26 protein-coding genes and 1 rRNA gene are annotated in these 25,187 nt (G+C 71.2%); 18 read left to right on the top strand and 9 right to left on the bottom strand.

Going from position 1 to position 25,187, the window contains the following annotated elements; all coding sequences use genetic code 11:
- The first annotated feature begins 64 nt into the window (after nt 1-64).
- The 9 genes from rrf (at nt 65) to BGK67_RS16205 (ending at nt 6,958) form a co-directional block, all read left to right on the top strand.
- A 5S ribosomal RNA gene (gene rrf / locus BGK67_RS16240) occupies nt 65-181 on the top strand.
- Nucleotides 182-315: 134 nt separating this feature from the next.
- A complete protein-coding gene (locus BGK67_RS16235) occupies nt 316-969 on the top strand; it encodes an HAD family hydrolase (protein WP_069920760.1) in 654 nt (217 codons plus the stop codon).
- Between the two features lie 43 nt (nt 970-1,012).
- Nucleotides 1,013-2,233, top strand: a complete 1,221-nt coding sequence (locus BGK67_RS16230) for an MFS transporter (RefSeq protein ID WP_069920759.1) — start codon at nt 1,013-1,015, stop codon at nt 2,231-2,233.
- A complete protein-coding gene (locus tag BGK67_RS16225; RefSeq protein WP_069920758.1) occupies nt 2,205-3,353 on the top strand; it encodes an acetoin utilization protein AcuC in 1,149 nt (382 codons plus the stop codon). Before BGK67_RS16230 ends, BGK67_RS16225 begins: the two co-directional genes overlap by 29 nt.
- A gap of 78 nt (nt 3,354-3,431) precedes the next feature.
- Nucleotides 3,432-4,262 (top strand): phosphatase, encoded by an 831-nt coding sequence (locus BGK67_RS16220; RefSeq protein ID WP_069923909.1) that lies wholly within the window; start codon nt 3,432-3,434, stop codon nt 4,260-4,262.
- A 114-nt stretch (nt 4,263-4,376) separates the two neighbouring features.
- Entirely contained in the window at nt 4,377-4,586 is a 210-nt protein-coding gene (locus BGK67_RS16215; RefSeq protein WP_008738568.1) for a helix-turn-helix domain-containing protein, read from the top strand.
- A gap of 121 nt (nt 4,587-4,707) precedes the next feature.
- Entirely contained in the window at nt 4,708-4,806 is a 99-nt protein-coding gene (locus tag BGK67_RS36295; RefSeq protein WP_003948845.1) for a 30S ribosomal protein bS22, read from the top strand.
- Between the two features lie 95 nt (nt 4,807-4,901).
- Nucleotides 4,902-5,978, top strand: a complete 1,077-nt coding sequence (locus BGK67_RS16210; RefSeq protein ID WP_069923908.1) for an NAD-dependent epimerase/dehydratase family protein — start codon at nt 4,902-4,904, stop codon at nt 5,976-5,978.
- Nucleotides 5,978-6,958: a lysophospholipid acyltransferase family protein gene (locus BGK67_RS16205; protein WP_069920757.1), complete on the top strand. Its 981-nt coding sequence runs from the start codon at nt 5,978-5,980 to the stop codon at nt 6,956-6,958. The genes BGK67_RS16210 and BGK67_RS16205 overlap by 1 nt, the downstream gene beginning before the upstream one ends.
- Before the next feature lie 67 nt (nt 6,959-7,025).
- Here BGK67_RS16205 and BGK67_RS16200 read toward each other — a convergent pair whose 3' ends face one another.
- From BGK67_RS16200 to BGK67_RS16190, 3 genes are all read right to left on the bottom strand, one after another.
- On the bottom strand, nt 7,026-8,240 hold the full coding sequence (locus BGK67_RS16200; RefSeq protein WP_069920756.1) for a DUF5667 domain-containing protein: 1,215 nt from the start codon (nt 8,238-8,240) through the stop codon (nt 7,026-7,028).
- Nucleotides 8,241-8,476: 236 nt separating this feature from the next.
- Complete coding sequence (locus BGK67_RS16195) at nt 8,477-9,292, bottom strand: ECF subfamily RNA polymerase sigma factor, BldN family (protein WP_069920755.1); 816 nt, start codon at nt 9,290-9,292, stop codon at nt 8,477-8,479.
- A gap of 416 nt (nt 9,293-9,708) precedes the next feature.
- Nucleotides 9,709-10,674 carry an HAD family hydrolase gene (locus BGK67_RS16190; protein WP_079154219.1) on the bottom strand — a complete coding sequence of 322 codons (966 nt, stop codon included), beginning with the start codon at nt 10,672-10,674 and terminating at the stop codon, nt 9,709-9,711.
- Nucleotides 10,675-10,754: 80 nt separating this feature from the next.
- Here BGK67_RS16190 and BGK67_RS16185 point away from each other — a divergent pair, with 80 nt between their 5' ends.
- The 7 genes from BGK67_RS16185 to BGK67_RS16155 all read left to right on the top strand — a co-directional run bounded on the left by BGK67_RS16185 (nt 10,755) and on the right by BGK67_RS16155 (nt 18,057).
- On the top strand, nt 10,755-11,033 hold the full coding sequence (locus BGK67_RS16185) for a glutaredoxin family protein (RefSeq protein WP_069920753.1): 279 nt from the start codon (nt 10,755-10,757) through the stop codon (nt 11,031-11,033).
- 273 nt (nt 11,034-11,306) lie between these two features.
- A complete protein-coding gene (locus BGK67_RS16180) occupies nt 11,307-12,116 on the top strand; it encodes a redox-sensing transcriptional repressor Rex (protein ID WP_069920752.1) in 810 nt (269 codons plus the stop codon).
- The gene (locus BGK67_RS16175) at nt 12,113-13,795 is read left to right on the top strand and encodes a glutamyl-tRNA reductase (protein ID WP_069920751.1); all 1,683 of its coding nucleotides are present in this window, start codon (nt 12,113-12,115) and stop codon (nt 13,793-13,795) included. The genes BGK67_RS16180 and BGK67_RS16175 overlap by 4 nt, the downstream gene beginning before the upstream one ends.
- Complete coding sequence (hemC, locus tag BGK67_RS16170) at nt 13,792-14,760, top strand: hydroxymethylbilane synthase (RefSeq protein WP_069920750.1); 969 nt, start codon at nt 13,792-13,794, stop codon at nt 14,758-14,760. The genes BGK67_RS16175 and hemC overlap by 4 nt, the downstream gene beginning before the upstream one ends.
- On the top strand, nt 14,757-16,424 hold the full coding sequence (locus tag BGK67_RS16165) for a bifunctional uroporphyrinogen-III C-methyltransferase/uroporphyrinogen-III synthase (protein ID WP_069920749.1): 1,668 nt from the start codon (nt 14,757-14,759) through the stop codon (nt 16,422-16,424). Before hemC ends, BGK67_RS16165 begins: the two co-directional genes overlap by 4 nt.
- Before the next feature lie 194 nt (nt 16,425-16,618).
- Nucleotides 16,619-17,617 carry a porphobilinogen synthase gene (gene hemB, locus BGK67_RS16160; RefSeq protein ID WP_069920748.1) on the top strand — a complete coding sequence of 333 codons (999 nt, stop codon included), beginning with the start codon at nt 16,619-16,621 and terminating at the stop codon, nt 17,615-17,617.
- 167 nt (nt 17,618-17,784) lie between these two features.
- On the top strand, nt 17,785-18,057 hold the full coding sequence (locus BGK67_RS16155; protein ID WP_069920747.1) for a DUF1876 domain-containing protein: 273 nt from the start codon (nt 17,785-17,787) through the stop codon (nt 18,055-18,057).
- 48 nt (nt 18,058-18,105) lie between these two features.
- On the opposite strand, the gene BGK67_RS16150 is transcribed toward BGK67_RS16155, so the two are convergent.
- Nucleotides 18,106-18,852 (bottom strand): ABC transporter permease, encoded by a 747-nt coding sequence (locus BGK67_RS16150; RefSeq protein WP_069920746.1) that lies wholly within the window; start codon nt 18,850-18,852, stop codon nt 18,106-18,108.
- Entirely contained in the window at nt 18,849-19,775 is a 927-nt protein-coding gene (locus tag BGK67_RS16145; protein ID WP_069920745.1) for an ABC transporter ATP-binding protein, read from the bottom strand. Before BGK67_RS16145 ends, BGK67_RS16150 begins: the two co-directional genes overlap by 4 nt.
- Nucleotides 19,776-19,874: 99 nt before the next feature.
- Between BGK67_RS16145 and BGK67_RS16140 the strand changes: the two genes are divergently transcribed.
- A complete protein-coding gene (locus BGK67_RS16140; protein ID WP_069920744.1) occupies nt 19,875-20,651 on the top strand; it encodes a TetR/AcrR family transcriptional regulator in 777 nt (258 codons plus the stop codon).
- On the opposite strand, the gene BGK67_RS16135 is transcribed toward BGK67_RS16140, so the two are convergent.
- Nucleotides 20,623-20,808 carry a DUF397 domain-containing protein gene (locus tag BGK67_RS16135; protein WP_069920743.1) on the bottom strand — a complete coding sequence of 62 codons (186 nt, stop codon included), beginning with the start codon at nt 20,806-20,808 and terminating at the stop codon, nt 20,623-20,625. The two genes, BGK67_RS16140 and BGK67_RS16135, sit on opposite strands and share 29 nt — an antisense overlap.
- Nucleotides 20,805-21,590, bottom strand: coding sequence for a helix-turn-helix domain-containing protein (locus BGK67_RS16130; protein ID WP_244291233.1), 786 nt, complete (start codon nt 21,588-21,590; stop codon nt 20,805-20,807). Before BGK67_RS16130 ends, BGK67_RS16135 begins: the two co-directional genes overlap by 4 nt.
- Nucleotides 21,591-21,682: 92 nt before the next feature.
- Between BGK67_RS16130 and BGK67_RS16125 the strand changes: the two genes are divergently transcribed.
- Nucleotides 21,683-22,132, top strand: coding sequence for an ATP-binding protein (locus BGK67_RS16125; RefSeq protein ID WP_347878421.1), 450 nt, complete (start codon nt 21,683-21,685; stop codon nt 22,130-22,132).
- A gap of 11 nt (nt 22,133-22,143) precedes the next feature.
- On the opposite strand, the gene BGK67_RS16120 is transcribed toward BGK67_RS16125, so the two are convergent.
- Nucleotides 22,144-22,941 carry a VOC family protein gene (locus BGK67_RS16120; protein ID WP_069923906.1) on the bottom strand — a complete coding sequence of 266 codons (798 nt, stop codon included), beginning with the start codon at nt 22,939-22,941 and terminating at the stop codon, nt 22,144-22,146.
- Between the two features lie 360 nt (nt 22,942-23,301).
- Nucleotides 23,302-25,071: an arginine--tRNA ligase gene (argS, locus tag BGK67_RS16115; RefSeq protein WP_069920741.1), complete on the bottom strand. Its 1,770-nt coding sequence runs from the start codon at nt 25,069-25,071 to the stop codon at nt 23,302-23,304.
- Between the last annotated feature and the right edge of the window lie 116 nt (nt 25,072-25,187).

The raw sequence follows: 25,187 nt of genomic DNA, 5'->3' as shown, positions 1-25,187 counted from the left end.
CCACTGTGTTAGTTCTGAAATAACGAACGGCTGTGTTCATGCCAGCGTTCTAATTTCATAGTGTTTCGGTGGTCATAGCGTTAGGGAAACGCCCGGTTACATTCCGAACCCGGAAGCTAAGCCTTTCAGCGCCGATGGTACTGCAGGGGGGACCCTGTGGGAGAGTAGGACGCCGCCGAACAATCATTGCGGGAAGCCCCGCACCAGCCCTTTACGGGCTCGGTGCGGGGCTTTTCTGCGTTCGGCGTCAGAATCCGTCGTATGCCCGGCATGGGGTCCCGGTGGATCCGGGTTGACGGCTCGTAGTGTTGGGGGATGGGCTATGACCTCGTCATCTTCGACAACGACGGCGTGCTGGTGGACAGTGAGCCGCTCGCCAACACCATCCTCGCCGGATACCTGAGCGAGCTCGGGCACCCCACCTCCTACGAGGACTCGCTGCGGGACTACATGGGCTCCGCCGTACACCGGGTGCACGACCTCGTGCTCGAGCGGACGGGACAGCGGCTGCCCGAGGACTTCGACGAGACGCTGCACACGCGGACCGTCGCCGGGTTCGAGCGGGAGCTGCGGCCGGTGCCCGGCGTCGAGGAGGTGCTCGGGGAGCTGACCGCGCACGGGATCGGGTACTGCCTGGCCTCCTCCGGAAGCCACGAGCGGATCCGGGTCGGGCACCGGGTGGCCGGGCTCGACGGGTGGTTCGAAGAAGAGTGGATCTTCAGCTCCCAGGACGTGGGCCAGGGGAAGCCGGCGCCCGACCTCTTCCTGCACGCGGCCCGTGCCATGGGCGTGGAGCCCTCGCGCTGCGTCGTCGTCGAGGACAGCCCGCTCGGCATCCAGGCCGCCGCCGCCGCGGGCATGGACGTGTTCGCCTTCACGGCGATGCTGCCCGCCGAGCGGCTGCCCGGGGCCACCGCCTACTTCGGGGACATGAAGCAGCTGCCGGGGCTCCTGCAACTGCCCGTGTGATCGCTCTACCCACCGGTAGCCCCGGGGCCTACGCTGACCCGCCATGACGGTTGATGTGCGGCTGCGGCGCGGCCGCAGTGCCCTCGGGCTCAGCTTCTTCGCGCAGGGTGTCGCCTTCGCGCTGCTCGTGACCCGGATCCCGGCCATCCAGGACCGGTACGGGATATCCGACGGGCTGCTGCCCGCCTTCCTGGCCGCCGTTCCGGTCCTCGCCGGCCTCGCGAGCGTGGCCACCGAGCACCTGGTGAAGCGGGTCGCCCCCAGCACCGTACTGAGGTGGGCCCAGCCCCTGGTGCTCCTGGCGCTGCTCGGCGTCGGAGCCGGCAGCCGGATGTGGCACGTCGCGGTGGCCCTGGGCGTGTTCGGGCTGTCGGTGGGTGCGCTGGACGCCTCGATGAACATGCTCGGTGTCAGCCTCCAGCAGGAGTACGGGCGCAGCATCATGCTCGGCTTCCACGCCGCCTACAGCCTCGGGGGGATCGTCGGTGCCTCGGCCGCGTGGGCCGGGGCGCACTGGCGTCTGGACCTGTTCCTGAGCTACCTGCCGGCCGTGGCGGTGCTGGTGCCGCTGGTCCTGCTGGGCAGCCGGAGGTACGTCGACGCGCCGTTCGAGGCGAACCGGGAGAAGGGGCTCGGTGCGGGTGGCGGCAAGCTGCTGCTGCCGCTCTGCCTCGTGATGGCGTGCGCGTACATCGGGGACTCGACGGTGGCGAACTGGAGTGCCAAGTACCTGCAGGACGTGCTGGGGAGCTCCGAGGAGATGGCGACCGTCCCCTATAACGTCTACATGGTCACCACCCTGATCGGGCGGGCCGTCGGGGACCTGGGCGTGCGCCGCTTCGGGGCCGCGGCCGTGGTGCGGGGCGGGACGGTGGTCGCGGCCGGCGGGTTCGCCGTCGTGGCGGCGGCCCCGGGCGCCTGGGTGGGGATGCTGGGCTTCACGATGCTCGGGCTCGGCCTGTGCGTGATCGTGCCGCAGACCTTCGCGGCCGCCGGGAGGCTGTTCCCGGGCAACTCGGACACGGCGATAGCGCGGCTGAACATCTTCAACTACGTCGGCTTCCTGATCGGCTCGCCGCTCGTGGGCGGGATCGGGGACGCGTGGAGCTACCGGGGCGCGATGCTCGTGCCGATGGTCCTCGTGCTGGTCACGCTGTTCCACGCCCGCTCGTTCGGACCGAGATGGGCCCGATACGGTGTCGGGCATGAGCGGCGAGCCGGTGACCGGACTGTTGATGTGGGACGAGGCGGTAACGAAGTATGACTTCGGGCCCAGCCATCCGATGGATCCGGTGCGTCTGGCGCTGACCATGGGCCTGGTGCGCGCCTTCGGGTTGGACCGGGCCATGGAGGTGCGGGCGGCCAGCGCGGCCGGTGAGTCGACGCTGCGGCTCGTGCACCGGGAGGACTACGTCGCCGCGGTGCGCGAGGTGTCGGCCGATCCCGGGGTCGCCGACGGCTCGTACGGGCTGGGGACCATGGACGATCCGGCGTTCCACGGGATGCACGAGGCGTCCGCGCTGATCGCCGGGCAGTCCGTGGCGGGCGCGGAGGCGGTGTGGCGGGGCGAGGCCGAGCACGCGGTGAACTTCGCGGGCGGGCTGCACCACGCCATGCCGGGCGGGGCTGCCGGTTTCTGCGTGTACAACGACGCGGCGCTGGCCATCGCGCGGCTGCTGGAGCTGGGGGCCGAGCGGGTCGCGTACGTGGACGTGGACGTGCATCACGGGGACGGCGTGCAGGCGGCCTTCTGGGACGACCCGCGGGTGCTGACCGTCTCCCTGCACGAGCATCCGCGGACGCTGTTCCCGCAGACCGGCTGGCCGGAGGAGACGGGCGGTGCGGCGGCCGAGGGGTCGGCGGTGAACGTGGCGCTGCCGGCCGGGACCGCAGACGGGGGCTGGCTGCGGGCCTTCCACGCGACGGTGCCGGAGCTGCTGGCGGACTTCCGGCCGCAGGTGCTGGTGACCCAGCACGGGGCGGACACGCACTTCGAGGACCCGCTCGCCCACCTGGCGGTGTCGCTGGACGCGCAGCGGGCCGTCCAGGAGGCCTGCCACCGGCTGGCGCACGAGTACGCGGACGGGCGGTGGCTGGCGCTCGGCGGCGGCGGGTACGCGGTGGTGGACGTCGTACCGCGGTCGTGGACGCACCTGGTGGCGATCGCCGGGCACCGGCCGATCGACCCGGCGACGGCGGTCCCCGCGTCGTGGCGGGACGAGGTGTACGCGCGGACGCGGCAGTTGGCGCCGGCCCGGATGACGGACGGCCGTGACGTGGAGTGGCGGGGTTGGGACGCGGGCTACGACCCGGCGGACCGTACGGATCAGGCCGTCCTCGCGACCCGGCGGGCGGTGTTCCCGCTGCGCGGCATGCTGGCCTGATGATGCATCGTTACGCCAACTGTGGGGCGGTTCTCCGGAATTGATGAGCCGCCAGGTGGGGTGGGGCAGCATCGGAGGGTGTTGAGCTCCGGCGCGCTGCGTGCGCATCTGCTGGCCGCCCGGTTGGCCGGGCCCGTCGCGACGTCGCGGGAGGAGAGCCTGCGCAGTTACCGGCTGTTCGCGGCGGGCGATCCGCGGGTGCTGCTCGGGCTGGATCCGGACTGGTCGTGGGGCGAGGGTGACCTGCTGAGGCTGATGGCGGACAAGTGCGGGGTCTCGGCGGACCCGGCGCACGTCAGCGGGCCGGACGTGATCGATCCGGAGCGGACGATGGCGGCGCTGGAGGCCTTCGCGGAGCGGCTGCGGGCGGCGGTCGGGGCGCGTTCGCCCGTGCTGTTCGGGACGGGGCATCCGCACCGGCTCCTGGGCTTCTACGCCGGGTTGGCCGAGGCGATGTCGGCGGCGGGCTGTGTTGTCCTCACTCCGGCGCAGGGGGTGAGTGTCGACATGGCGACCCGGTTCGGCGTACGCACGTACAGCATCGATTACGTACGGGGGGTCGCATTGGTGCGGGAGCCCGGCGTGCGGCCGCCGGGGAGTGCCACCGGCGCGCACTCCCATTCCCCGCTGCCGGTCCGGGTCGCGCTGGGGGCCCTGGCGGAGGCGGGCGGGCCCTTGCCGGAGTTGGTCGTGGGTGATCACGGTTGGGTCTGCGGTGCTGGTCAGCTGGGTGTGGAGGCGATCGGGCTGGCGGATACGGACGATCCGGCACTGTTCGTCGGCGAGGCCGAGGGGCGCGTCGCGGTGGCCGTTCCGATCGACGACGCGGTGCGTGCGGACCACTACCGGCCGCTTACTCGCTATGTGCTCAATCGGGCCAGTCTGTCGGGGTGGCAGGAGTGGCTGTAGCTCCTCTTCCCCACTCGTATCACGCGCCCCTACTCTGGTGAGTGAGCGTGCGACGACGAGGAGTAACCGGAGGGGAAGCCGGTGCCCGTCATGCGCGGAAGGTCAAGGTGTGTCATGGCTGCTGGCGAGAGGCCTCTCAGTGAGGTTCAGTTCCTGACCGTGGCGGAGGTTGCCTCGGTGATGCGAGTGTCGAAGATGACCGTGTACCGGCTGGTGCACAACGGTCATCTGCCCGCAATCCGGGTGGGCCGGTCCTTCCGGGTCCCCGAAAACGCGGTTCACGAGTACCTCCGAGAGTCCTATGTGGGGGTGGAGTCGGCCTGAGACTGACCTCGGCACGCCCTCGGATTACAAGCTCGGAGCTCGGGACGGTAGGCTAGGCCGACGTAGGTCGTGTGGGCCCCGACGCCCCGCACCGAATGAAGAGAAGTGAGCGAGGGTAGTCGTGGGCTCTGTTATCAAGAAGCGGCGCAAGCGGATGGCTAAGAAGAAGCACCGCAAGCTGCTCAAGCGCACCCGCGTCCAGCGCCGTAACAAGAAGTAAACGGCAGCTGTACGTGTTCTCCGCAGCCCCTCCACCATTCTGGTGGGGGGGCTGTGGTGCAGCCGGGGGACTTCTTCGAGGGAGGCGCTGAGCTCGTGGGGAAGGTCGTACTCGTCACCGGGGCTGCCCGGCAGCTGGGTGGCCGCTTCGTGCGCCGCATCCAGCGCGACCCGGATGTCGAGCGGGTGATCGCGGTCGACGCGGTGACCCCGCCGCACCGGCTCGGATCGGCCGAGTTCGTCCGTACGGACATCAGGCAGTCGGCGATCGCCCGCGTGCTGGCCGAGCACGCCGTGGACACGGTGGTCCACCTGGCGGTCACCGGAGGCAGTGTGGGGACCGGCGGGGCGCACAGCACCGTCAAGGAAACGAACGTCATCGGGACGATGCAGCTCCTCGGGGCCTGCCAGAAGTCCCCGACGGTACGGCGGCTCGTGGTGAAGTCCAGTACCAGCGTGTACGGGGGCACCTCGAGGGACCCGGCCGTCTTCACCGAGACCACGCAGCCGAAGTCGCTGCCGGCGGGCGGGTTCGCCAAGGACGCCGCCGAGGTCGAGGGCTACGTACGGGGCTTCGCGCGCAGGCGGCCCGACGTCGCGGTGTGCGTGCTGAGGTTCGCGAACATCCTGGGCCCCTTCGCCGATTCGGCGCTCGCCGAGTACTTCTCGATCCCCGTGATGCCGACCGTCCTGGGCTACGACCCGCGGCTGCAGTTCGTCCACGAGGACGACGTGCTGGACGTGCTGCGGCTCGCGGCGGGAGAGCCGCGGCGGGGGACGCTCAACAGCGGGACCTTCAACATTGCGGGTGACGGCGTACTGCTGCTGTCGCAGTGCTCGAGGCGGCTGGGGCGGCCCACGCTGCCGCTGCTGCTGCCCGCCGTGACGTGGGTGGGGTCGGCGCTGCGGGCGGTGGGGATCACCGACTTCTCCCCGGAGCAGATAAGGCTCCTCACGCACGGCCGGGTCGTGGAGACCTCGCAGATGCGGGACGTGCTCGGCTTCGAGCCGGTGTACACGACCGCCGAGACCTTCGCGGACTTCGCGCGCAGCCGCGGGGGCGGGCTGCTGCCTCCGGAGCGGGCGGCGCGGGCCGTGGACCGGATGGCGGCCGTGCTGAAGGTGGACGGCCTGGATGTCGACGTGGACGCGGTTGAAGGAGCGAAGCGATAGTGGCGGACGCCAAGGTCATTCCGTTCGACGAGGACCGGCCGCGCCGGCGGGCGCCCCGCAGGGTCCGGGCGGTGTCCGCTCCCGAGCCGGAGACGGAGCCGGCGGCGCCGGCTCCGGAGGCGGCGCGGGAGCCCGCGGGCGGCGGTCTGGAGCGGCGGATCGCCGGCGGGCTGGCGTTCCTGCGGCGGCGGGTCACCGGCGAGTACGACGTCGACGAGTTCGGCTACGACGAGGAGCTGACGGACCAGGTCCTGATGTCCCTGATGCGGCCGCTGTTCGACAAGTACTTCCGGGTCGAGGTCAAGGGCATCGAGAACATCCCGGCGGAGGGCGGCGCGCTGATCGTGGCGAACCACTCCGGGACGCTGCCGCTGGACGGGTTGATGCTGCAGGTGGCCGTGCACGACCGCCACCCGGCGCAGCGGCACCTGCGGCTGCTCGCGGCGGACCTGGTGTTCATGCTGCCGGTGGTCAACGAGCTGGCCCGCAAGGCCGGCCACACGCTGGCCTGCGCGGAGGACGCCCAACGGCTGCTGGAGGCCGGGGAGCTGGTCGGGGTGATGCCCGAGGGCTTCAAGGGGATAGGGAAGCCGTTCGGGGACCGGTACAAGCTGCAGCGGTTCGGGCGGGGCGGCTTCGTGTCGACGGCGTTGCGTGCCGGGACGCCGATCGTGCCCTGCTCGATCGTGGGGGCCGAGGAGATCTACCCGATGGTCGGCAACGCCAAGACGCTGGCGCGGCTGCTGGGAATCCCGTACTTCCCGATCACGCCGACGTTCCCGTGGCTGGGGCCGCTCGGGGCGGTGCCGCTGCCGACGAAGTGGACGATCCAGTTCGGTGAGCCGATCGCCACCGCGGGGTATGCGGCGGAGGCGGCCGACGATCCGATGCTGATGTTCAACCTGACGGACCAGGTGCGGGAGCAGATCCAGCACACGCTGTACAAGCTGCTGGTGCAGCGCAGGTCCGTCTTCTTCTGACCGTTTGTGTACGGCCGCACGGCGTGGGGCGGGGCTGCTGGTCGCAGCCCCGCCCCACGCCGTTGTGCTATTCCGCGTCCTCCGCGTTGATGCCCAGGCCCGGGAGGAGGCCCGGGAGGAGGGGCGGGAGGGTGATGTCGGGCTTCGGCTGTTCCGCGGTGCCCGGGGAAGGCGGGGCGGACGGGCCCCCGGGCGGGTTCAGCAGGTCGCCCGTATCGCCCAGGAGGCCGCCGCCCGGGGTCGTGGGCTTGCTGCTGCTGCCCGAGGGGGACGGCGCGGGGCTGCTGCCCGACGGGGTGCCGGCAGCCGGTGCGGACTGCTGATTGCCGCTCGGGGTGCCCGGCTTGGCCGGGGTGCCCGAGGAGCCGGAGCCGCGGGTCTGCTCGGGTGGCTTGGGGAGCAGGCCCTGCAGCGGCGCCACGTCTTCGTCTATGGCCTGGAAGACCGACTCCACCTCGCCTCCCACGTCCGTGAGCTGCGCGGGGAGCTTCTCCTTGAGCTTGCCCCAGGCGTCCCGGTGGGATCGGGAGAACGAGGACAGCGCCTGGATCGGGCCGAGCTCGCCGTTGCGTTCGTACGCCGCCTGGAGGAGCCGGTGGCCCTCTCCCGCGTCGTGCTTCACCCCCGCCAGTGCCCGGCGGATCTCGCCCAGGACCTCGTGGTCCAGCACGTTCCCGCCCCGGCCGCGCTCCATCAGCCTGCGGGCTTCCGAGAGGCGGTTCGAGGCCTGGTCGAGATAGAGCTCGCCCCGGTCCGAATCGCCGTCGGCCATCCCGAGCTTCAGGTCCTCCATGCCCCGCTTCACGGGGTAGAGGTGGTCACCCGGCAGGGCGTCGGAACTGGCAGCGGCCACACCGCTGAAGGCCCCCGCGGCCACACCTACGGTGAGACCGCCTGCTGCGATGCCCTTGGACCAGCGGGAGCGGGGCCGCACTTTCCGGAGCGAGGACGCCCGGTGGGCGCCGCGGCCGGTCCGCTGTTCGGGCACCTGAGGGTCCGAGGCGGCACCGCCCCCGGCTCTCTCCTCCAGCACCATGGCCTCCATGGCGGCAACGAGCTGAGCTCGCTGCACCACTTTGACCTCTGGGTCCAGCACTGGGCGCGGCATTCGTTCGCCGAGCACGCTCGCCAGGGCCAACAGCCGGTCGTGGTCGGCAGGTTCGGCAGGTGCCTCGGACTGCTCGGCCGCCGGGTCCGGTTCCGAAGGGTCGGACGGGGTCCGATCCTCCAGGGCCTGGGCGAAGGCGTTCGCCCGCCGGTGCGGAGTCACGTTCGCGATCACTGGCGGCACCTCCTCTCGTCATGACGATCGACTCCCCAGGGTGTCCGGAAGGTTGCCTTCCTTGAGCACATCCACACTTTCGAGTGAGCGGCTTCGGGCAGGGCTTGTCCACAGGGGGTCTGCATTCCGCACAACGAGCGTCGCGGCACTTGGGTTACGGACGAAGGATGATCGGACCACAGCGTCATCGAGGGGTCACCGGATGTATGTGAGTTTGTGTTGATGTGTGAAGGGGATCAGCGGGCGTCGTCCGGGAGGAGGCGCGCCAGCGTGCGCACCGCCCGGTACTGGAGCGTCTTGATGGCGCCCTCGTTCTTCCCCATGACCCGGGCCGTCTCGGCGACCGACAGGCCTTGCAGGAAGCGCAGGGTCACGCACTCCTGCTGCTGCGGATTGAGTTTCCGTACGGCCTCCAGCAGGGCCGCGTTGGAGAGGGACTCCAGGACGGAGTCCTCGGGGCTGCGCTCGACCTCGTTGGCGTCGAGCATCTCGCCGGTGGTGACCTCCAGCCGGAAGCGGCTGGACTTGAAGTGGTCGGCCACCAGGTTGCGGGCGATCGTCACGAGCCAGGCCCCGAAGTCGCGGCCCTGCCAGGTGAAGGTGGAGATGCGGCGCAGGGCGCGCAGGAAGGTCTCGCTGGTGAGATCCTCCGCCGTCGCCTTCCCGCCGACGCGGTAGTAGATGTAGCGGTAGACCGTGTCGCTGTACTGGTCGTAGAGGCGGCCGAAGGCCTCGGCCTCCCCGGCCTGGGCGCGTTCGACCAGGTCCATCATGCGGGCCTGGTCGCTGTCCGCGGTGGGGCGGCGGTGGGTGGCCTGGGTGCTCGTACCGGCGGCGCCGTTCGAGCCCCCGGCCGCGCGGCCTCGTCTGCCCACCGTCGCTCCGCCGTCGGTCAGGGCATAGCAAGGACCGGCCGGGCCGAGGCCGGCAGGGACCGCGGCGGCGAAGGCGGGGACGGCGTACGCGGTGGGGACGAAGCCGCGCAGGTGGTCGAGGACCGTTGCGCGCAGCGTAGCCAGGCCCGAGGCGTCAACCCCGACAGGTGGGTACACGGGACTCCCAGAGGCAGAGCTTCCATCACGTGCAGTGCGGGACCGTTCACCCGTCGTGGCGACAGATGGCCGGTGGCATGCGTTTGAGGAGAATAACGCTTCGTACAGGCAGCGCTACACCCAGTTGCACAAATCACCGGTTCCGACACTTCCGTTGCGTGTCGAGGGCATATTCAGTCGCAGTTGGTGATCGGTTGGTGATCACTTGGATGCGCGGAATGGACGCTTCCATAGGGGCTCGCGACCGAGTCGGGCAGGCCGGAGTGCCGCGTCCCGTCGGGGGTAGGGCTGGGGGAATGCCCGGTCGGCCGCGGGCCGGAGCGGGGAAGGGCCGGAGCGGCGCGGGCTTGGGCGGCGGCCCCGGTGCGGGCCCCGGGCCGGGGCGGTTCCGGCCCGGGCGGCGGGCCGGGGCGCCGCTACCTCCGGCGGCGGTGCAGGGCGATGGCGGCGGCCGCTCCGCCTGCGATCGCGCCGACTCCGGCGGCTGCCGGGACGCCGACCTTCACGGCCTTGCGGCCGGTCCGATAGTCGCGCAGCCTCCAGTCGTGGGTGCGCGCATGCTTGCGCAGTTTTGTGTCGGGATTGATCGCGTACGGATGCCCGACCAGCGACAGCATCGGGATGTCGTTGTGCGAATCGCTGTAGGCGGCGCAGCGTTCGAGGTCCAGGCCCTCGGCGGAGGCCAGGGCGCGGACCGCCTCCGCCTTGGCGGGGCCGTGCAGGGGCTCGCCGACCAGGCGGCCGGTGTAGATCCCGTCGACGGATTCGGCGACCGTGCCCAGCGCGCCGGTCAGGCCGAGCCTGCGGGCGATGATCGTGGCCGTCTCGACGGGGGCCGCGGTGACCAGCCACACCTTCTGGCCGGCGTCGAGGTGGGCCTGGGCCAGGGCGCGGGTGCCCGGCCAGATCCGCTCGGCCATGTACTCGTCGTAGATCTCCTCGCCGATGGCCATCAGCTCGGAGACCTTGTGGCCCTTGACGATGGACAGGGCGCTGTCGCGGGCGTCCTGCATGTGCTCGGGGTCCTCGACGCCGGCGAGCCGGAACCAGGCCTGCTGCCAGGCGAAGCGGGCGAGCTCGCGGCGGCGGAAGAACTCGCGTTTGTACAGTCCGCGGCCGAAGTGGAAGATGGCGGCGCCCTGCATGACGGTGTTGTCGAGGTCGAAGAAGGCGGCCGCGAGGTCGTCGCCCGCGACGGGGAACGCCGCCTCGCCCCCCATGTCCAGGAGGGCGTCGAAGTCGGTGTCGAGATCGGGTTCCGTGACCTGCGGGGCTTCTGCCAGCGCGGTCTTCCGGGCGGCCTCGGCCGAGGCCTCGCCTGCCAGCACGCTCCGCGCGCTTGCGGAGCGTCTACGGGGGGTGAGCCATCCGAGAGCGGCCATGCGGCGAGCATAGCCACTGTGTTCGGGAGTTCTCGAACCGGCGGGAAACGGAGGCGTTAACACTTCGGGAGAATGGGGCCATGAGCCCTTTGTTGCGACGCAAGGAAAAGAAGCGTCCGGCCGACCGGCTGGTGACGCTGATCGGGAAGCCGGGGTGCCACCTGTGCGACGACGCGCAGGAGGTCGTCGAGGCGGTCTGCGCGCAGACCGGTGCGCGGTGGGAGAAGAAGGACATCTCGCAGGACGAGGAGCTCCACCGGCTGTACTGGGAGCAGATTCCGGTGGTGCTGGTGGACGGCGAGCAGCACACCTTCTGGAAGGTGAACCCGGACCGGCTGCGGCGGGCATTGGAGGGCTGACCCTCGCCCCGGTTACCATCATGGGCGATTTGTGGGGTCTCGGGGGCGTATCTGTGAGGAGTGTGTACGGTTTTGCCCCCCTTGGGTTTTGAACGGGTTCGGCGTGCCGTTGGTTCCGCCCTTCCGTGCCGAAGTCGCGTGACCCCGGTCACTTTGGTCGGACAAATTGGACACAATCTTTGTGCACGCGTTCACAAAGGCATAGCCTGCTGTCGACGGGGCGGTCCTGGGACAAGTGACCGCCTGCAGCCCCGCTCATCCCGCAGGAGCATCGTGGCAACTGGCCGAACTCACCGACCGGCGACCCGCAGCCGAGGTATTCCCGAGGCCACTGTCGCCCGGCTTCCGCTGTACCTGCGCGCCCTCACCGCGCTCTCCGAGCGATCGGTGCCCACGGTGTCCTCCGAGGAGCTCGCGGCGGCCGCCGGAGTCAACTCCGCGAAGCTGCGCAAGGACTTCTCGTACCTGGGGTCCTACGGCACGCGCGGCGTGGGCTACGACGTGGAGTACCTCGTCTACCAGATCTCCCGCGAACTGGGCCTCACCCAGGACTGGCCGGTCGTCATCGTCGGCATCGGCAACCTCGGCGCGGCCCTCGCCAACTACGGCGGCTTCGCCTCCCGCGGCTTCCGCGTCGCCGCGCTGATCGACGCCGACCCGGCGATGGCCGGCAAGCCGGTGGCCGGGATCCCCGTGCAGCACACCGATGAGCTCGAGAAGATCATCGAGGAGAACGGGGTCTCGATCGGCGTCATCGCGACGCCGGCCGGCGCCGCCCAGCAGGTCAGCGAGCGGCTGATCGCGGCCGGTGTCACCTCCATCCTGAACTTCGCCCCCACCGTGCTCTCCGTGCCCGACGGCGTGGACGTGCGCAAGGTCGACCTCTCCATCGAGCTCCAGATCCTCGCGTTCCACGAGCAGCGCAAGGCCGGCGAGGAAGCCGCCGCCGCGGCCGCCGAGGGCGGCTCCTCCATGGGCGGCGCCGCCCCCGCCGCGGCCGTGGTGCCGCCGGCCGGGCGTGCCGCCGCCGAGGCGCGCAAGGGCGGCCCCGAGGGCGACGTGCCGGCGGTGATGCCGGCATGAGCCTGCTCGTCGTAGGGCTGAGCCACCGCAGCGCGCCCGTGAGCGTGCTGGAGCGTGCCTCGCTGCCCGCGGACGCCAAGGTCAAGCTGCTGCACGACACCCTCGCCGCCGAGCCGGCGACGGAGGCGGCGGTGCTGGCCACGTGCAACCGGATCGAGCTGTACGCCGACGTGGACAAGTTCCACGCCGGTGTCGCCGAGCTGTCCACGCTGCTGGCGCAGCACAGCGGGGTGGCTCTGGAGGAGCTCACTCCCTACCTGTACGTGCACTACGAGGACCGGGCGGTGCACCACCTGTTCTCGGTGGCGTGCGGGCTGGACTCGATGGTCGTGGGCGAGGGGCAGATCCTCGGCCAGATCAAGGACGCGCTGGCGTTGGGGCAGGAGCTGCACACCGCCGGCCGGCTGATCAACGACCTGTTCCAGCAGGCGCTGCGGGTCGGCAAGCGGGCGCACTCCGAGACCGGGATCGACAGGGCCGGGCAGTCGCTGGTCACCTTCGGGCTCGAGCAGCTCGCCGGCGCGCGGGTGCCGGTGGCGGACTGGGCAGCCGGGAAGCGGGCGCTGGTGATCGGCGCCGGGTCGATGTCGTCGCTGGCCGCGGCCACGCTGGCGCGGGTCGGCGTCGCCGAGATCGTCGTAGCCAACCGGACCGCCGAGCGGGCGGAGCGGCTGGCGGAGATTCTGGTTGCCTCGGGCACCGGGGTGACGGCTTCCGCGGTGCCGATGGCTCTGGTCGCCGATGAGCTGACACGAGTCGACGTGGTCGTCTCGTGCACGGGTGCCACCGGGCTGGTGCTGGGCGCCGATGACGTGCTCGCCGCCGTGTCCCGGGGCGCCGTCCCCCACCCCGCGCCGCAATCGCCGGCTTCGGCTCCCGCCGGAGGTTCGGCTGTCGTCGCGGGGCTGGATCCCCGGCTCGTGGCGCGGCTCGCCGCCGCCGCTCAGGGCGGCGGCCGGCTCGCCGATGCCGGGGCCGCGCGGACGATCAGCGCCGTCGAGCCCGACGGGTGCCCCGTGGGGCCCGACGGGCGGGCCGCGCTGACCGGGGTCGACGCCAGCTCGCTCGAGCTGCACGGGGCCTGGGCCGACCAGGGCGAGGCCACCGCGCAGCGGCAGCCCCGGCGCGGGACCCGCACGCCGGCCGACGGCGCGAGCGGCGCGCGGCTGGCCTTGCTGGACCTGGCCATGCCCCGGGACATCGACGCCGCCGTGCACCGGATCCCCGGCGTGCGGCTGGTCGACATCGAGAGCCTCGCCGAGGCGTCCGCGGACGCCCCGATGGCCGCCGACATCGACGCGGTGCGCACGATAGTCACCGGGGAGGTGGCGGCCTTCGGCGCGGCCCAGCGGGCCGCGCACATCACGCCCACCGTCGTCGCCCTGCGCGCCATGGCGGCCGAGGTCGTGGCCATGGAAGTGGCGCGGCTCGACGGGCGGGTGCCCGATCTCGACGAACGGCAGCGGACCGAGGTCACCCAGACCGTGCGCCGCGTCGTCGACAAGCTCCTGCACGCGCCGACCGTGCGCGTGAAGCAGCTCGCGAGCGAGCCCGGCGGCGCCGGGTACGCCGAGGCGCTGCGCGAACTCTTCGACCTCGACCCCGGGACGGTGGCTTCCGTCAGCCGGGCGGACGCGGCCGATCCCCTGAACGACGACGACCCAGGACGGGCATCATGAACACACGTCCCGACCAGCCGCTGCGGCTCGGTACGCGGCGGAGCAAGCTGGCCATGTCCCAGTCGGGCCACGTCGCCGAGGCGGTACGGGCGATCACCGGCCGGCCCGTCGAACTCGTGGAGATCACGACGTACGGCGACGTCTCGCGCGAGCACCTGGCGCAGATCGGCGGGACCGGCGTGTTCGTCACGGCCCTGCGCGACGCGCTGCTGCGCCGCGAGGTCGACTTCGCCGTGCACTCGCTGAAGGACCTGCCGACCGGGCAGCCCGACGACCTCGTGATCGCGGCCATGCCGCTGCGCGAGGACGCGCGGGACGCGCTCGTCGCCCGGGACGGCCTGACCTTCGAGCAGCTGCCCGACGGGGCCCGGATCGGCACCGGTTCGCCCCGGCGGACCGCCCAGCTGAACCACTACGCCCGCTCGCTCGGCAAGCGCATCGAGACCGTGCCGATCCGCGGGAACGTAGACACCCGCATCGGATTCGTACGGGACGGGGAGCTCGACGCCGTCGTGCTCGCCGCCGCCGGCCTGAACCGGATCGGGCGCAGTGACGAGGCCACCGACCTGCTGTCGGTCGACCACGTGCTGCCCGCTCCCGGCCAGGGGGCCTTGGCCGTGGAGTGCCTCGCGTCCGACACGGACCTCATCGCCGTGCTCGGCGAACTCGACGACCCGCCCACCCGGGCCGCCGTCACCGCCGAGCGTTCCCTGCTCGCCGCCCTCGAGGCCGGCTGCAGCGCACCCGTGGGCGCGTTCGCCGACCTTCTGGCTGACGGACAGACTGTCAATGAAATGCGCCTGCGCGGCGTCGTCGGAACCCTCGACGGCTCGACGCTGGTGCAGCTGTCCACCACCGGTCCCGTGCCCCAGTCGTACGACGAGGCCATGTCTCTCGGCCGCGAACTCGCGGACGAGATGCTGGCCAAGGGCGCGGCCGGTCTGATGGGGGAGCGATCGCTTTGAACGCCTCAAGTCCGACCACCTCCGCTTTCCCGGCACTCGCCGCCCACGGACACGTCACCTTCCTCGGTGCCGGCCCCGGCGACCCGGGTCTGCTGACGCTGCGCGCCGTCGAGGCACTCGCCGCCGCGGACGTGCTGATCGCGGAGCCCGAGGTGCTCGACGTCGTACGGACGCATGCGCGCGCGGGTGTCGACACGCCGCAGCTGACGATCGCTGACGAAGTGTCAGCGGCCGCCGGGGTCCCGGTGATCCGCGACGCCGCCAATCTTGTCATGGAGGCCGCACGGTCCGGCAGGCGGGTGGTGCGTGCCGTCACCGGCGACCCCGGTCTCGACGGGAACGCGGCCGAGGAGATGCTCGTCTGCGCCACCGCCGGCATCCCCTTCGAGGTGGTGCCGGGCGTCGCGACCGCCGTCGGCGTGCCCGCGTACGCCGGTGTGCCGCTCAGCGGCAAGCAGGGCGCGGACGTGCGGTTCGTGGACGCGAAGAACGCCTCGGCGCGCTGCTGGAGCGAGGTGGGGGCGAGCGACGGCATCCTCGTCGTCTCCGCGACGCTGGAGACCGTGTCGAGCGCCGCCGCCGAGCTGGTGGGCGCCGGGCGCAAGCCCGACACCCCGCTGACGGTGACCGTTGCCGGTACGACCACGCGCCAGCGGACCTGGTCCGCGACGCTGGGCACGATCGCCCAGGTGTTCAAGCAGGGCAAGGTGCTCCCCTCGCATGAGGGCGCGCGGCCGGTCATAGCCGTGGTCGGTGAGCACAGCGCCGCCGCGCGGCGCGAGGAGCTGGCCTGGTTCGAGTCGAAGCCGCTGTTCGGCTGGCGGGTGCTCGTACCGCGCACGAAGGAGCAGGCCGCCTCGCTCTCCGACCAGCTGCGTTCGTACGGCGCGGTGCCGCACGAGGTGCCGACGATCGCCGTGGAGCCGCCGCGGACCCCGCAGCAGATGGAGCGGGCCGTGAAGGGCCTGGTGACGGGCCGCTACGAGTGGATCGCCTTCACCTCGGTCAACGCCGTCAAGGCGGTGCGCGAGAAGTTCGAGGAGTACGGGCTCGACGCGCGGGCCTTCGCGGGGATCAAGGTCGCCGCGGTGGGCGAGCAGACCGCTGCCGCGCTGGTGGAGTTCGGCGTGAAGCCGGACCTGGTGCCGAGCGGGGAGCAGTCCGCGGCCGGGCTGCTGGAGGACTGGCCTCCGTACGACCCGGTCTTCGACCCGATCGACCGCGTGTTCCTGCCGCGGGCCGACATCGCGACCGAGACGCTGGTCGCCGGGCTGATCGAGCTCGGCTGGGAGGTCGACGACGTCACCGCCTACCGCACGGTGCGCGCCTCGCCGCCGCCGGCGGACACGCGTGAGGCGATCAAGGGCGGCGGTTTCGACGCCGTGCTCTTCACGTCCTCGTCCACGGTCCGCAACCTGGTCGGGATCGCGGGCAAGCCGCACAACGTGACGGTCATCGCGTGTATCGGGCCGGCGACGGCCAAGACCGCGGAGGAGCACGGGCTGCGCGTGGACGTGCTGTCGCCGGAGCCGTCGGTGTCGAAGCTGGCGGAGGCGCTGGCCGAGTACGGCGCGGCGCGCCGCGAGGCGGCCAAGGAGGCCGGCGAGACGGTGTTCCGGCCCAGCGAGCGGCGGCCGGGTGCGCGGCGCCGTCGTACGACGTGAGCGGCTTAGCGGAGCAGGCGCGGGAGGGCCCGGGTGCGATGTGCACCCGGGCCCTTCCGCATCGCTTCGGACGCGAGCCATCGGCCTCGATCTCCGGCGGGAAGGGGGCGTGGGGCACGGGGCGCGGAGCTGCGGCCCGGGGAGCGCTCTAGGCTTGGGGCGACTGCTGTCGAAGCTCGAAGAGGCGACTGAAGATGAGCGCGTACGGATCCTTCCCCGGCTCCCGGCCCCGCCGGCTGCGCACCACCCCGGCGATGCGGCGGATGGTCGCGGAGAACCGGCTGCACCCCTCGGACCTGATCCTGCCGGCGTTCGTGCGCGAGGGCATCAGCGAGCCCCTGGCGATCTCGGCGATGCCGGGCGTGGTCCAGCACACGCGGGACACGCTGCGCAAGGCCGCGGTGGAGGCGGTGGAGGCCGGGGTCGCGGGGATCATGCTCTTCGGTGTCCCGGCGGACGAGAACAAGGACGCGCTGGGCACGGCGGGCACCGAGCCGGACGGGATCCTGCAGGTAGCGATCCGGGACGTGAAGGCGGAGGTCGGCGACGACCTGGTGATCATGTCGGACCTGTGCCTGGACGAGTACACCGACCACGGCCACTGCGGGGTCCTCGACGAGCACGGCCGTGTGGACAACGACGCGACGCTGGAGCGGTACGCGGAGATGGCGCAGGTCCAGGCCGACGCGGGCGTCCACGTGGTGGGCCCGAGCGGCATGATGGACGGTCAGGTCGGGGTGATCCGCGACGCGCTGGACGAGACCGGCCACGAGGACGTCTCGATCCTCGCCTACACGGCGAAGTACTCCTCCGCCTTCTACGGCCCCTTCCGCGAGGCCGTCGCCTCCTCCCTCCAGGGCGACCGCAAGACCTACCAGCAGGACCCGGCGAACGCCCGGGAGTCCCTGCGGGAGCTGGCGCTGGACCTGGAGGAGGGCGCCGACATGGTCATGGTCAAGCCGGCCGGCCCCTACCTGGACATCCTGTACCGGGTGGCGCAGTCGGTGGACGTACCGGTGGCGGCGTACCAGATCAGCGGCGAGTTCGCGATGATCGAGGCGGCGGCGGAGAAGGGCTGGATCGAGCGCGACCGCGCCATCCTGGAAACCCTGCTGGGCATCAAGCGCGCGGGCGCGGACACGATCCTGACGTACTGGGCGACGGAGGCCGCGGGCTGGCTGCGGCAGGCCTGAACCGGGGCCCTCGCAGGAGCAGCGGATGGAGCCTCTCGGCGGCGACCGCTGAGTCCGGAGTAGGTCATCCGCCGCTGGTTCGCCCGCTGGACGCGGCCCCCGCTCGCGCGGGGGCGCGGGGTGGGCGCACTCTGGAGGGAAGGGTGAGCCCCTGGAGGTGATGCACCATGGCCACGCTCGTCGGGTGGCATGTGGAGCTCGAATTCACCGAGGAGGGCCACCGCACGAGTGCGGCGGCCCTGGTCAGACTCGGGGACGGCTCCGAGATCAAGGCGCGGGGCTATGCCCTGCGTCACCCCTCCGACCCGGAGCAGCTGAGGGTCGGGGAAGAGATCGCGGGTGCTCGTGCGCTCATGGATCTCGCGTCGCAGATGTTGCAGAAGGCCCACGCCGAGATCGACGAGGCGACGGGCCGGCATTCCTACCCGATCAATCAGTGAGCGGTTGAGCAGCGGGTCGGCCCGCTGAAGGGTCCCGTCCGGAGCCCGTCAGCGGGTCCGGCGGTTGAAGAGGGTGGCCGCCAGTGCCACCGACCCGGCCGCGATGGCCGCGCACCAGGTCAGGGCCAGCCAGGGGGCGTTGCCCGCGGGCTGGTCCAGGAGCAGGGCGCGCAGGGATTCGATCACCGGGGTCAGCGGCTGGTGGTTCGCGAAGCCGTGGAGCCAGTCCGGCATGGTGTCGATGGGGACGAAGGCGCTCGACGGGTAGGGCAGGAACATCATCAGGAAGGTGAACCCGCTCGCCGCCTCGGGCGACTTCGCGAGCAGCCCGAGCGCCGCGGCCAGCCAGGAGATCGCCGTGATGTACGTGACGAGGAGCCCCGCCGCGGCCAGGTAGGCGGGCGCGGAGGCCTGCGGGCGGAAGCCGATGGCGAGGGCCACGGCCAGCACGAGGCTGGTGGAGACCAGGTTGCGCAGGACCGAGGCCGTGACGTGGCCGGCCAGGATCGGGATGCCGCCGACGTCCCGGGAGCGGAAGCGGTCGATGACGCCGTTCTTCATGTCGTCGGCGACGCTGACGGCGGTGCTCGCCGCGCCGAAGCCCGCGCACAGCAGCATGGCTCCCGGGACCACGTACGTCACGTACCGGGTCCCGGTGTCGATGGCCCCGCCGAAGAAGTAGACGAAGATCAGCATCAGCATGACGGGCAGCATCAGGGCGGTGATCAGCGCGTCCGGCTGGCGGCGGCTGATGCGTACGCTGCGGCCGGCCAGGGCGAGGGCGGAGGGGTTCACGAGGCGGCTCCCGTCAGGGTGAGGAACACGTCGTCGAGGGTGGCGCCGCGGACCGTGAAGCGGTCCACGGCGGTGCGGTCCGGGTCGAGTTCGTCGAGCAGCGCCCGGACGTGCGCGGCGCTGCCGTCGGTGGGCAGGCCGAGGGTGAGCTCCTCCGGGGCGAGGTGGACGGCCCGCGAAGCGAGCGTCTCGTAGGCGTCCCGGGTGGCCATCGTCAGGTCGAGGCGGTGGCCCGCGACGCGGGACTTGAGCGCGGCGGGCGTCCCCTCGGCGGCGATCCGCCCGCCGGAGAGCAGGGCGACGCGGTCGGCGAGCCGGTCGGCCTCCTCCAGGTACTGCGTGGTGAGCAGGACGGTCGTGCCCTCGGCGCGCAGTTCCCGTACGAGATCCCACAGGTCCTGGCGGCTGCGCGGGTCGAGCCCGGTGGTGGGCTCGTCCAGGAAGATCACCTCGGGCCGCGAGACGAGCCCGGCGGCGAGGTCGAGGCGTCGGCGCATGCCGCCCGAGTACGCCTTCGCGGTGCGCCCGGCGGCGTCGGCGAGTCCGAACCGGTCCAGCAGTTCGCCGGCGCGGGCACGGGAGTCACGGGCGGAGAGCCCGGCCAGGCGCCCCATCATGCGGAGCATCTCCGCGCCGGTCTGGAGGTCGTCCACGGCCGCGAACTGCCCGGTGAGGCTGATGCGTTCGCGTACCCGGGAGCGCTCGGCGGTGACGCAGTGCCCGGCGACGCGAGCCGTCCCGGAGTCGGGTGCGGTGAGGGTGGCCAGGACCCGGACGGTGGTGGTCTTGCCGGCGCCGTTGGGGCCGAGCAGGGCCAGGACGCTGCCGCGCGGGACGGCCAGGTCGATGCCGTCGAGGACGCGCAGGGCGCCGTAGGACTTGGTCAGGCCGGTGGCGTGGATGCCGAGGTCGTTCGTGGTCATCGGGGACCACGCTCCCTTCTGCGTATGGGTTACGCGCTTCTGTGTAAGTAATACACAGAACTAGGATGTGCGTCAACGACTCACGAGGGAGGCGCGGCGATGGCCAAGGAACCCGCCGGCGACACCGGGCTCCCGGCGAGCCTGGAAATGGCCTGGGGCCTGCGCGAACGCCCCGGCAAGGGCCCGCGCCCCACGCTCACCCTCACGCGGATCGTGGACGCGGCCGTGGCGCTCGCCGCGGGGGAGGGGATGGACGCCGTCTCCATGGGCCGGGTGGCCAAGGAGCTGGGCGTCTCGACGATGTCCCTCTACCGGTACGTCACGGCGAAGGAAGAGCTCTACATCCTGATGGCGGACGCGGGCGTCGGCCCGCCGCCGGAGCAGGCGCCGGCCGGCGGGGCGGGGCGGGGCTGGCGGGAGCTGCTGTCGGACTGGGCGTACGCGCAGCGGGCCGTCCTGATGGCCAACACCTGGATCCTGCGCATCCCGATCACCGCGCCCCCGGTCAGCCCGAACCAGCTCGCCTGGATGGAACGCGGGCTCGCGGCACTGGCCGACACCGGGCTCGACGAGGGCGAGAAGATCTCGACCATCATTCTGGTCGGTGGGCTCGTGCGGAACGAGGTCACCATGGCCGCGGACATGATGGACGCCATGACGAAGTCCGGCGTCTCACCGGACCTGGCGATGCCGCGGTACGTGCGCACGCTGCGGCTGATGACCGCCCCGGACACGCACCCTGCCTTGACGCGGCTGCTGGGCTCCGACGCGTTTTCCGGGTCCGAAGAGCCGGACTTCCAGTTCGCGTTCGGGCTGGGCCGTGTGCTGGACGGGTTGGCCGACCTGATCAGCTCCCGGAGCCGGCCCACGCCGTGAGGTCGGCCCAGGCGGCGGGGGCCAGGGCCAGGGTCGGGCCGTCTTTGGCCTTGGAGTCCCGGACGTGAATCTGGATCGCACAGATTGCGACCTCCACGCACTTATCGCCGTCGGGACTGCTGTGGCTGGACTTGAACCACTCCAGTGCGGTGCTCATAACTCCCCTAGCATGCGCTCCAGCAGGCCGCGTGTTTCCGAGGTGTTCAGGGCCTGCGTTCGCAGCATGGCATATCGCTGGGCCATGATGCTGACCTCATCCGGGTCGGTTACGAGCTTGCTGCTGCGCTGGCCCTCTGCGTACCCGATGTGCTCGTGCTCTGGCGTTTCCAGCATGGTGAACGGGCCGGACAGGCCTGCGTGATGAGGCTGGTTGAGTGTCAGCACCTGGAGTGTGACGTGGGGGAGATCCATGCAGACCAGAAGGTGACGCAACTGTTCGGCGTAGACCTTGTCGCCGCCGATCCGGTCGCAGAGTGCCGCTTCTGAGATCACGAAGGAGAGGTTTGGCGGGTGCTTGCGGTGCAGGATGTGCATCCGGGCAAGTCGCCGAGCAGTCAGCCTGTCCACTTCCTCTGGGAGGAACGCAGGCACGCGACAGCGAAGTAGGGCCCGCACGTGGTCCTCGGTCTGGAGGAGCCCCGGGATCACCATGGCCTCGAACCAGTTGAGCACGATCGCGCGTTTCTCGAGGTCCATGTATTCCTCTGCCCACGGAGGGCTCGGGTCCCTCTCGGGCATTCCGTGGGCCGCCACCGCCAGCAACCCGGGCAAGCCGAGGTGGCGATCCATCAGCTCCGCGACGTTGGGCATCAAAGTGCGTCGGCCCTGCTCGATGGACGCGATGGTTTCTTCGTCCTGTCGTACGCGCTCTCCGAGCTGCTTCTGGGTCAGGTTCTTGGCGATGCGGGCGGCGGCCACCATCGCGCCGACCATCTTCATGGTCGTCGCGTTCGGCCGTACTCGTTTCCTCGGTGGCATGACAGCGAACTCCCCGCCTGTACACGTTGGCTACCCCGTGCCGACCCGTACTCATGAAGGAGTACGGGTTGGCGCTCAGCCACAGGCTAGTCACGCACCGCGACGATCACTCGGTGAACGTGAATACTCAACCCGCCCTGATGCGAGACCGCTTCTACCCCCGGGCACGCCAAACCGTGCCCGCAGCCAGGCACTTCGCGGCGGAGACGTTTGACGTGTGGGGTGTGACATCCCGCAAGGACGACATGTTGCTCTGCGTGAGCGAACTGGCCACCAACGCCCTGCGGCACGGGATTCCGCCCGGCCGGGGCTACCGGCTGCGGCTGCTCGTCTTCGAGGACGCGACCGTCCGGGTCGAGGTGCACGACAGCGGGCCCGGACTCTCGCGGATCGCGGAGCGGCGGCCGGGCGGGCGGGGGCTGGTGATCGTGGCGGCCCTCGCCGACGCCTGGGGCGTGGTGCCCCGGGCGCCGGGCAAGGTGGTGTGGTGCGAGTTCCGCTGACCCGGTAGGGATCAGGCGGGCTGCTCCGGCGCCTTCGCGGTGATCACCGCGAACACCGCGCCCTGCGGGTCGGCCAGGACGGCCATCCGGCCCGCCACCATGTCGAACGCGGGCATGAGGACCGTGGCGCCGGCCTTCGTCGCGGCGGCCTGGACGGCATCCACGCTGTCCGCGTGGAAGTACGGCAGCCAGTTCGGGGGCGTGCCGGGCGGGAGGCTGTCGAGGTTCATCATCCCGGCCACGGAGCGGCCGGCGACCTTGAACTCCGTATAGGCCGGGCCGCTTTCCATCTCGCTCGGCGCCGTGGTGACCGGCAGGATGGCGGAGTAGAACGCTGCGGCGCCATCGGGGTCACCGGTGCTCAGCTCGCTCCAGATCAGTGCCCCGTGCTCGTTGACGATTTCCGCGCCGTCGAAGGTGCCCGGCTCCCACAGGCCGAAGACGGCGCCGGTCGGGTCGGCGGCCACGGCCATCCTGCCGAGGTCCATGACGTCCATCGGCCCCATGAGGACCTCGCCGCGCGCGTCGGTGAGGGACTTGAGGGTGGAGTCGATGGCGTCGGTGGACAGGTACGTCGTCCACACGGTCGGCGGCAGCGGGTCGGGGATGCTGCCGTCCGGGTTCATCGCCTTCATGATCCCGGCCACCGGCTTGCCCTTGAGGGTGCAGACGGAGTACCCGCCCTGCTCGGGCGGGCCGATCTCGCCCTGCCAGCCGAAGAGGCCGCAGTAGAAGTCGAGGGCCGCCTGCTGGTCGGGGACCGTCAGGTCGATCCAGCAGGGGGTGCCGGGCTTGTAGGGGCCGTTCATGTCGGGCACGGGGGCCTCCGGTGGGGCGGGGGACGGACGGGCCGTCCCCTACCCGGGCCGGACGCACCGAACCGGGCCGTTCGGGTGACGCCCCCTTCGTATGCGTCGGCGATCTGCCGTCGCCAGGCGGCGTCGAAGTCCGGCAGGGGGGCCGGGGCGTGGGCGGCCTTGGCTGAGCGCAAGGCCTTCGGCGTGTACTCCGGCATCGGCGGCACAGATCCACCAGGCGCAGGCGTCGCGGTCGTCATTTCCGGTTCCTCCTCGGCTCGGACGCCCTCCACCCAGCCGTCCGGTGCGGACCGGGTCCGGGAAACGCGACTGCCCCCGGGGCGGGTGCGCCGGGGGCAGTCAGGTGGAGCGTCAGAGCTTCTCGGGCGTCCGGATGCCGAGCAGGGACATGCCCTTCGTCAGCGTGCGGGCCGTCAGGTCGCACAGGAACAGGCGGTTCTCGCCCACGACGAGTTCCGGCTCGGGCTTCACGACCGGGCACTGGTCGTAGAACGTCGTGAACAGCGAGGACAGCTGGTAGAGGTACGCGGCCACCTTGTGCGGGGCGTGCTCCGCGGCCGCCTCGGCGATGAGCTCGCCGAAGTGGTCCAGGTGCAGGCCCAGCGCACGCTCGGCCGGGGCCAGTTCCAGCTCCGGGTGCGCGACCGGCTTGCGGTCGCCCGCCCTGCGCAGGATGGACTTGATCCGGGCGTACGCGTACTGGAGGTACACGGAGGTGTCACCGTTGAGCGAGACCATCTGGTCCAGGTCGAACTTGTAGTCGCGCGCGGCCGAGGTCGACAGGTCGGCGTACTTCACCGCGCCGATGCCGACGTACTGGCCGTTCTCGACGATCTCCGCCTCGGTCAGGCCCACCTTCTCGGCCTTTTCCCGGACCACGGCGGTCGCCCGCTCGACGGCCTCGTCCAGCAGGTCCACCAGCCGGACCGTCTCGCCCTCGCGGGTCTTGAACGGCTTGCCGTCCTTGCCGAGGACCGTGCCGAAGGCCAGCTGGACGGCCTTGACCTCGTCGTTCAGCCAGCCGGCCCGGCGGGCCGTCTCGAAGACCATCTTGAAGTGCAGGGACTGCCGCGCGTCGACCACGTAGATCAGCGTGGTCGCCGACAGGTCGGCGACGCGGTTGCGGATCGCCGAGAGGTCGGTGGCCGCGTAGCCGAAGCCGCCGTCCGACTTCTGCACGATCAGCGGGGTCGGGTTGCCGTCCGGGCCCTTGACGTCGTCGAAGAACACGCACAGCGCGCCGTTGGAGCGGACGGCGACGCCCGACTCCTCCAGCAGCTTGCACGTCTCGACCAGCATGTCGTTGTAGCCGGACTCGCCGACCACGTCCGGGTCCTGGATGTCCATGTCCAGCTTGTTGAAGACCGAGTAGAAGTAGATCTTCGACTCGTCCACGAACCGCTGCCACAGCGCCAGCGTCCGCGGGTCGCCGGCCTGGAGGTCCACCACCCGGGCCCGGGCCCGCGTCTTGAACTCCTCGTCGGAGTCGAAGAGGGCGCGCGAGGCCTTGTAGAGCCGGTTCAGGTTGGACATGGCCTCCTCGCCGGAGACCTCCTCGTCCGACTTGTGGTCCAGCTCGTGCGGGTGCTCCAGCAGGTACTGGATGAGCATGCCGAACTGGGTTCCCCAGTCGCCGATGTGGTGGCGGCGGACCACCTTCTCGCCCGTGAACTCCAGGATCTCCACCATCGCCGCACCGATCACGGCGGACCGCAGGTGCCCGACGTGCATCTCCTTGGCGACGTTCGGCTGCGCGTAGTCGATCACCGTCGTGCCCGGGTTCGCCGCGAGCGGCACGCCGAGCCGGTCGTCGAGCGCCCGCGCCGCCAGGGTCTCGATGATCGCCCTGTCGGTGATGGTGATGTTGAGGAAGCCCGGGCCCGAGACCTCGATCTCCTGGATCAGGTCACCGGTCGCGATGCCCTCGACCACGGTCGTCGCCAGCTCGCGCGGGTTGGCCTTGGCCTTCTTCGCGAGCGCCAGGATGCCGTTGGCCTGGAAGTCGGCCCGGTCGCTTCGTCGCAGCAGCGGGTCGGCGGCACCGGCCTCCGGCAGAGCCGAGGCGAGGGCGTCCGCGACGCGCTGATCGACGGAAGAAGCGAGGGAAGGGACCGAGGCCATGAGCTGCCGTTCCTGTGAGGTTGTGCCGGTGGGTGCACTTGGTTGTTCCGACAAGTGCCGAGTATCCCACGGCAGGGCCATCCGTTTCGCGGGAGAAAACAGCGGGAGAAAGCGGT

Origin of the sequence: Streptomyces subrutilus (genome assembly GCF_001746425.1) — a bacterium.
In the GTDB taxonomy this organism is placed as follows: Bacteria; Actinomycetota; Actinomycetes; order Streptomycetales; family Streptomycetaceae; genus Streptomyces; species Streptomyces subrutilus_A.
Note: the sequence above shows the minus strand (reverse complement) of the source record. Positions and strands in the feature narration are given on the sequence as shown.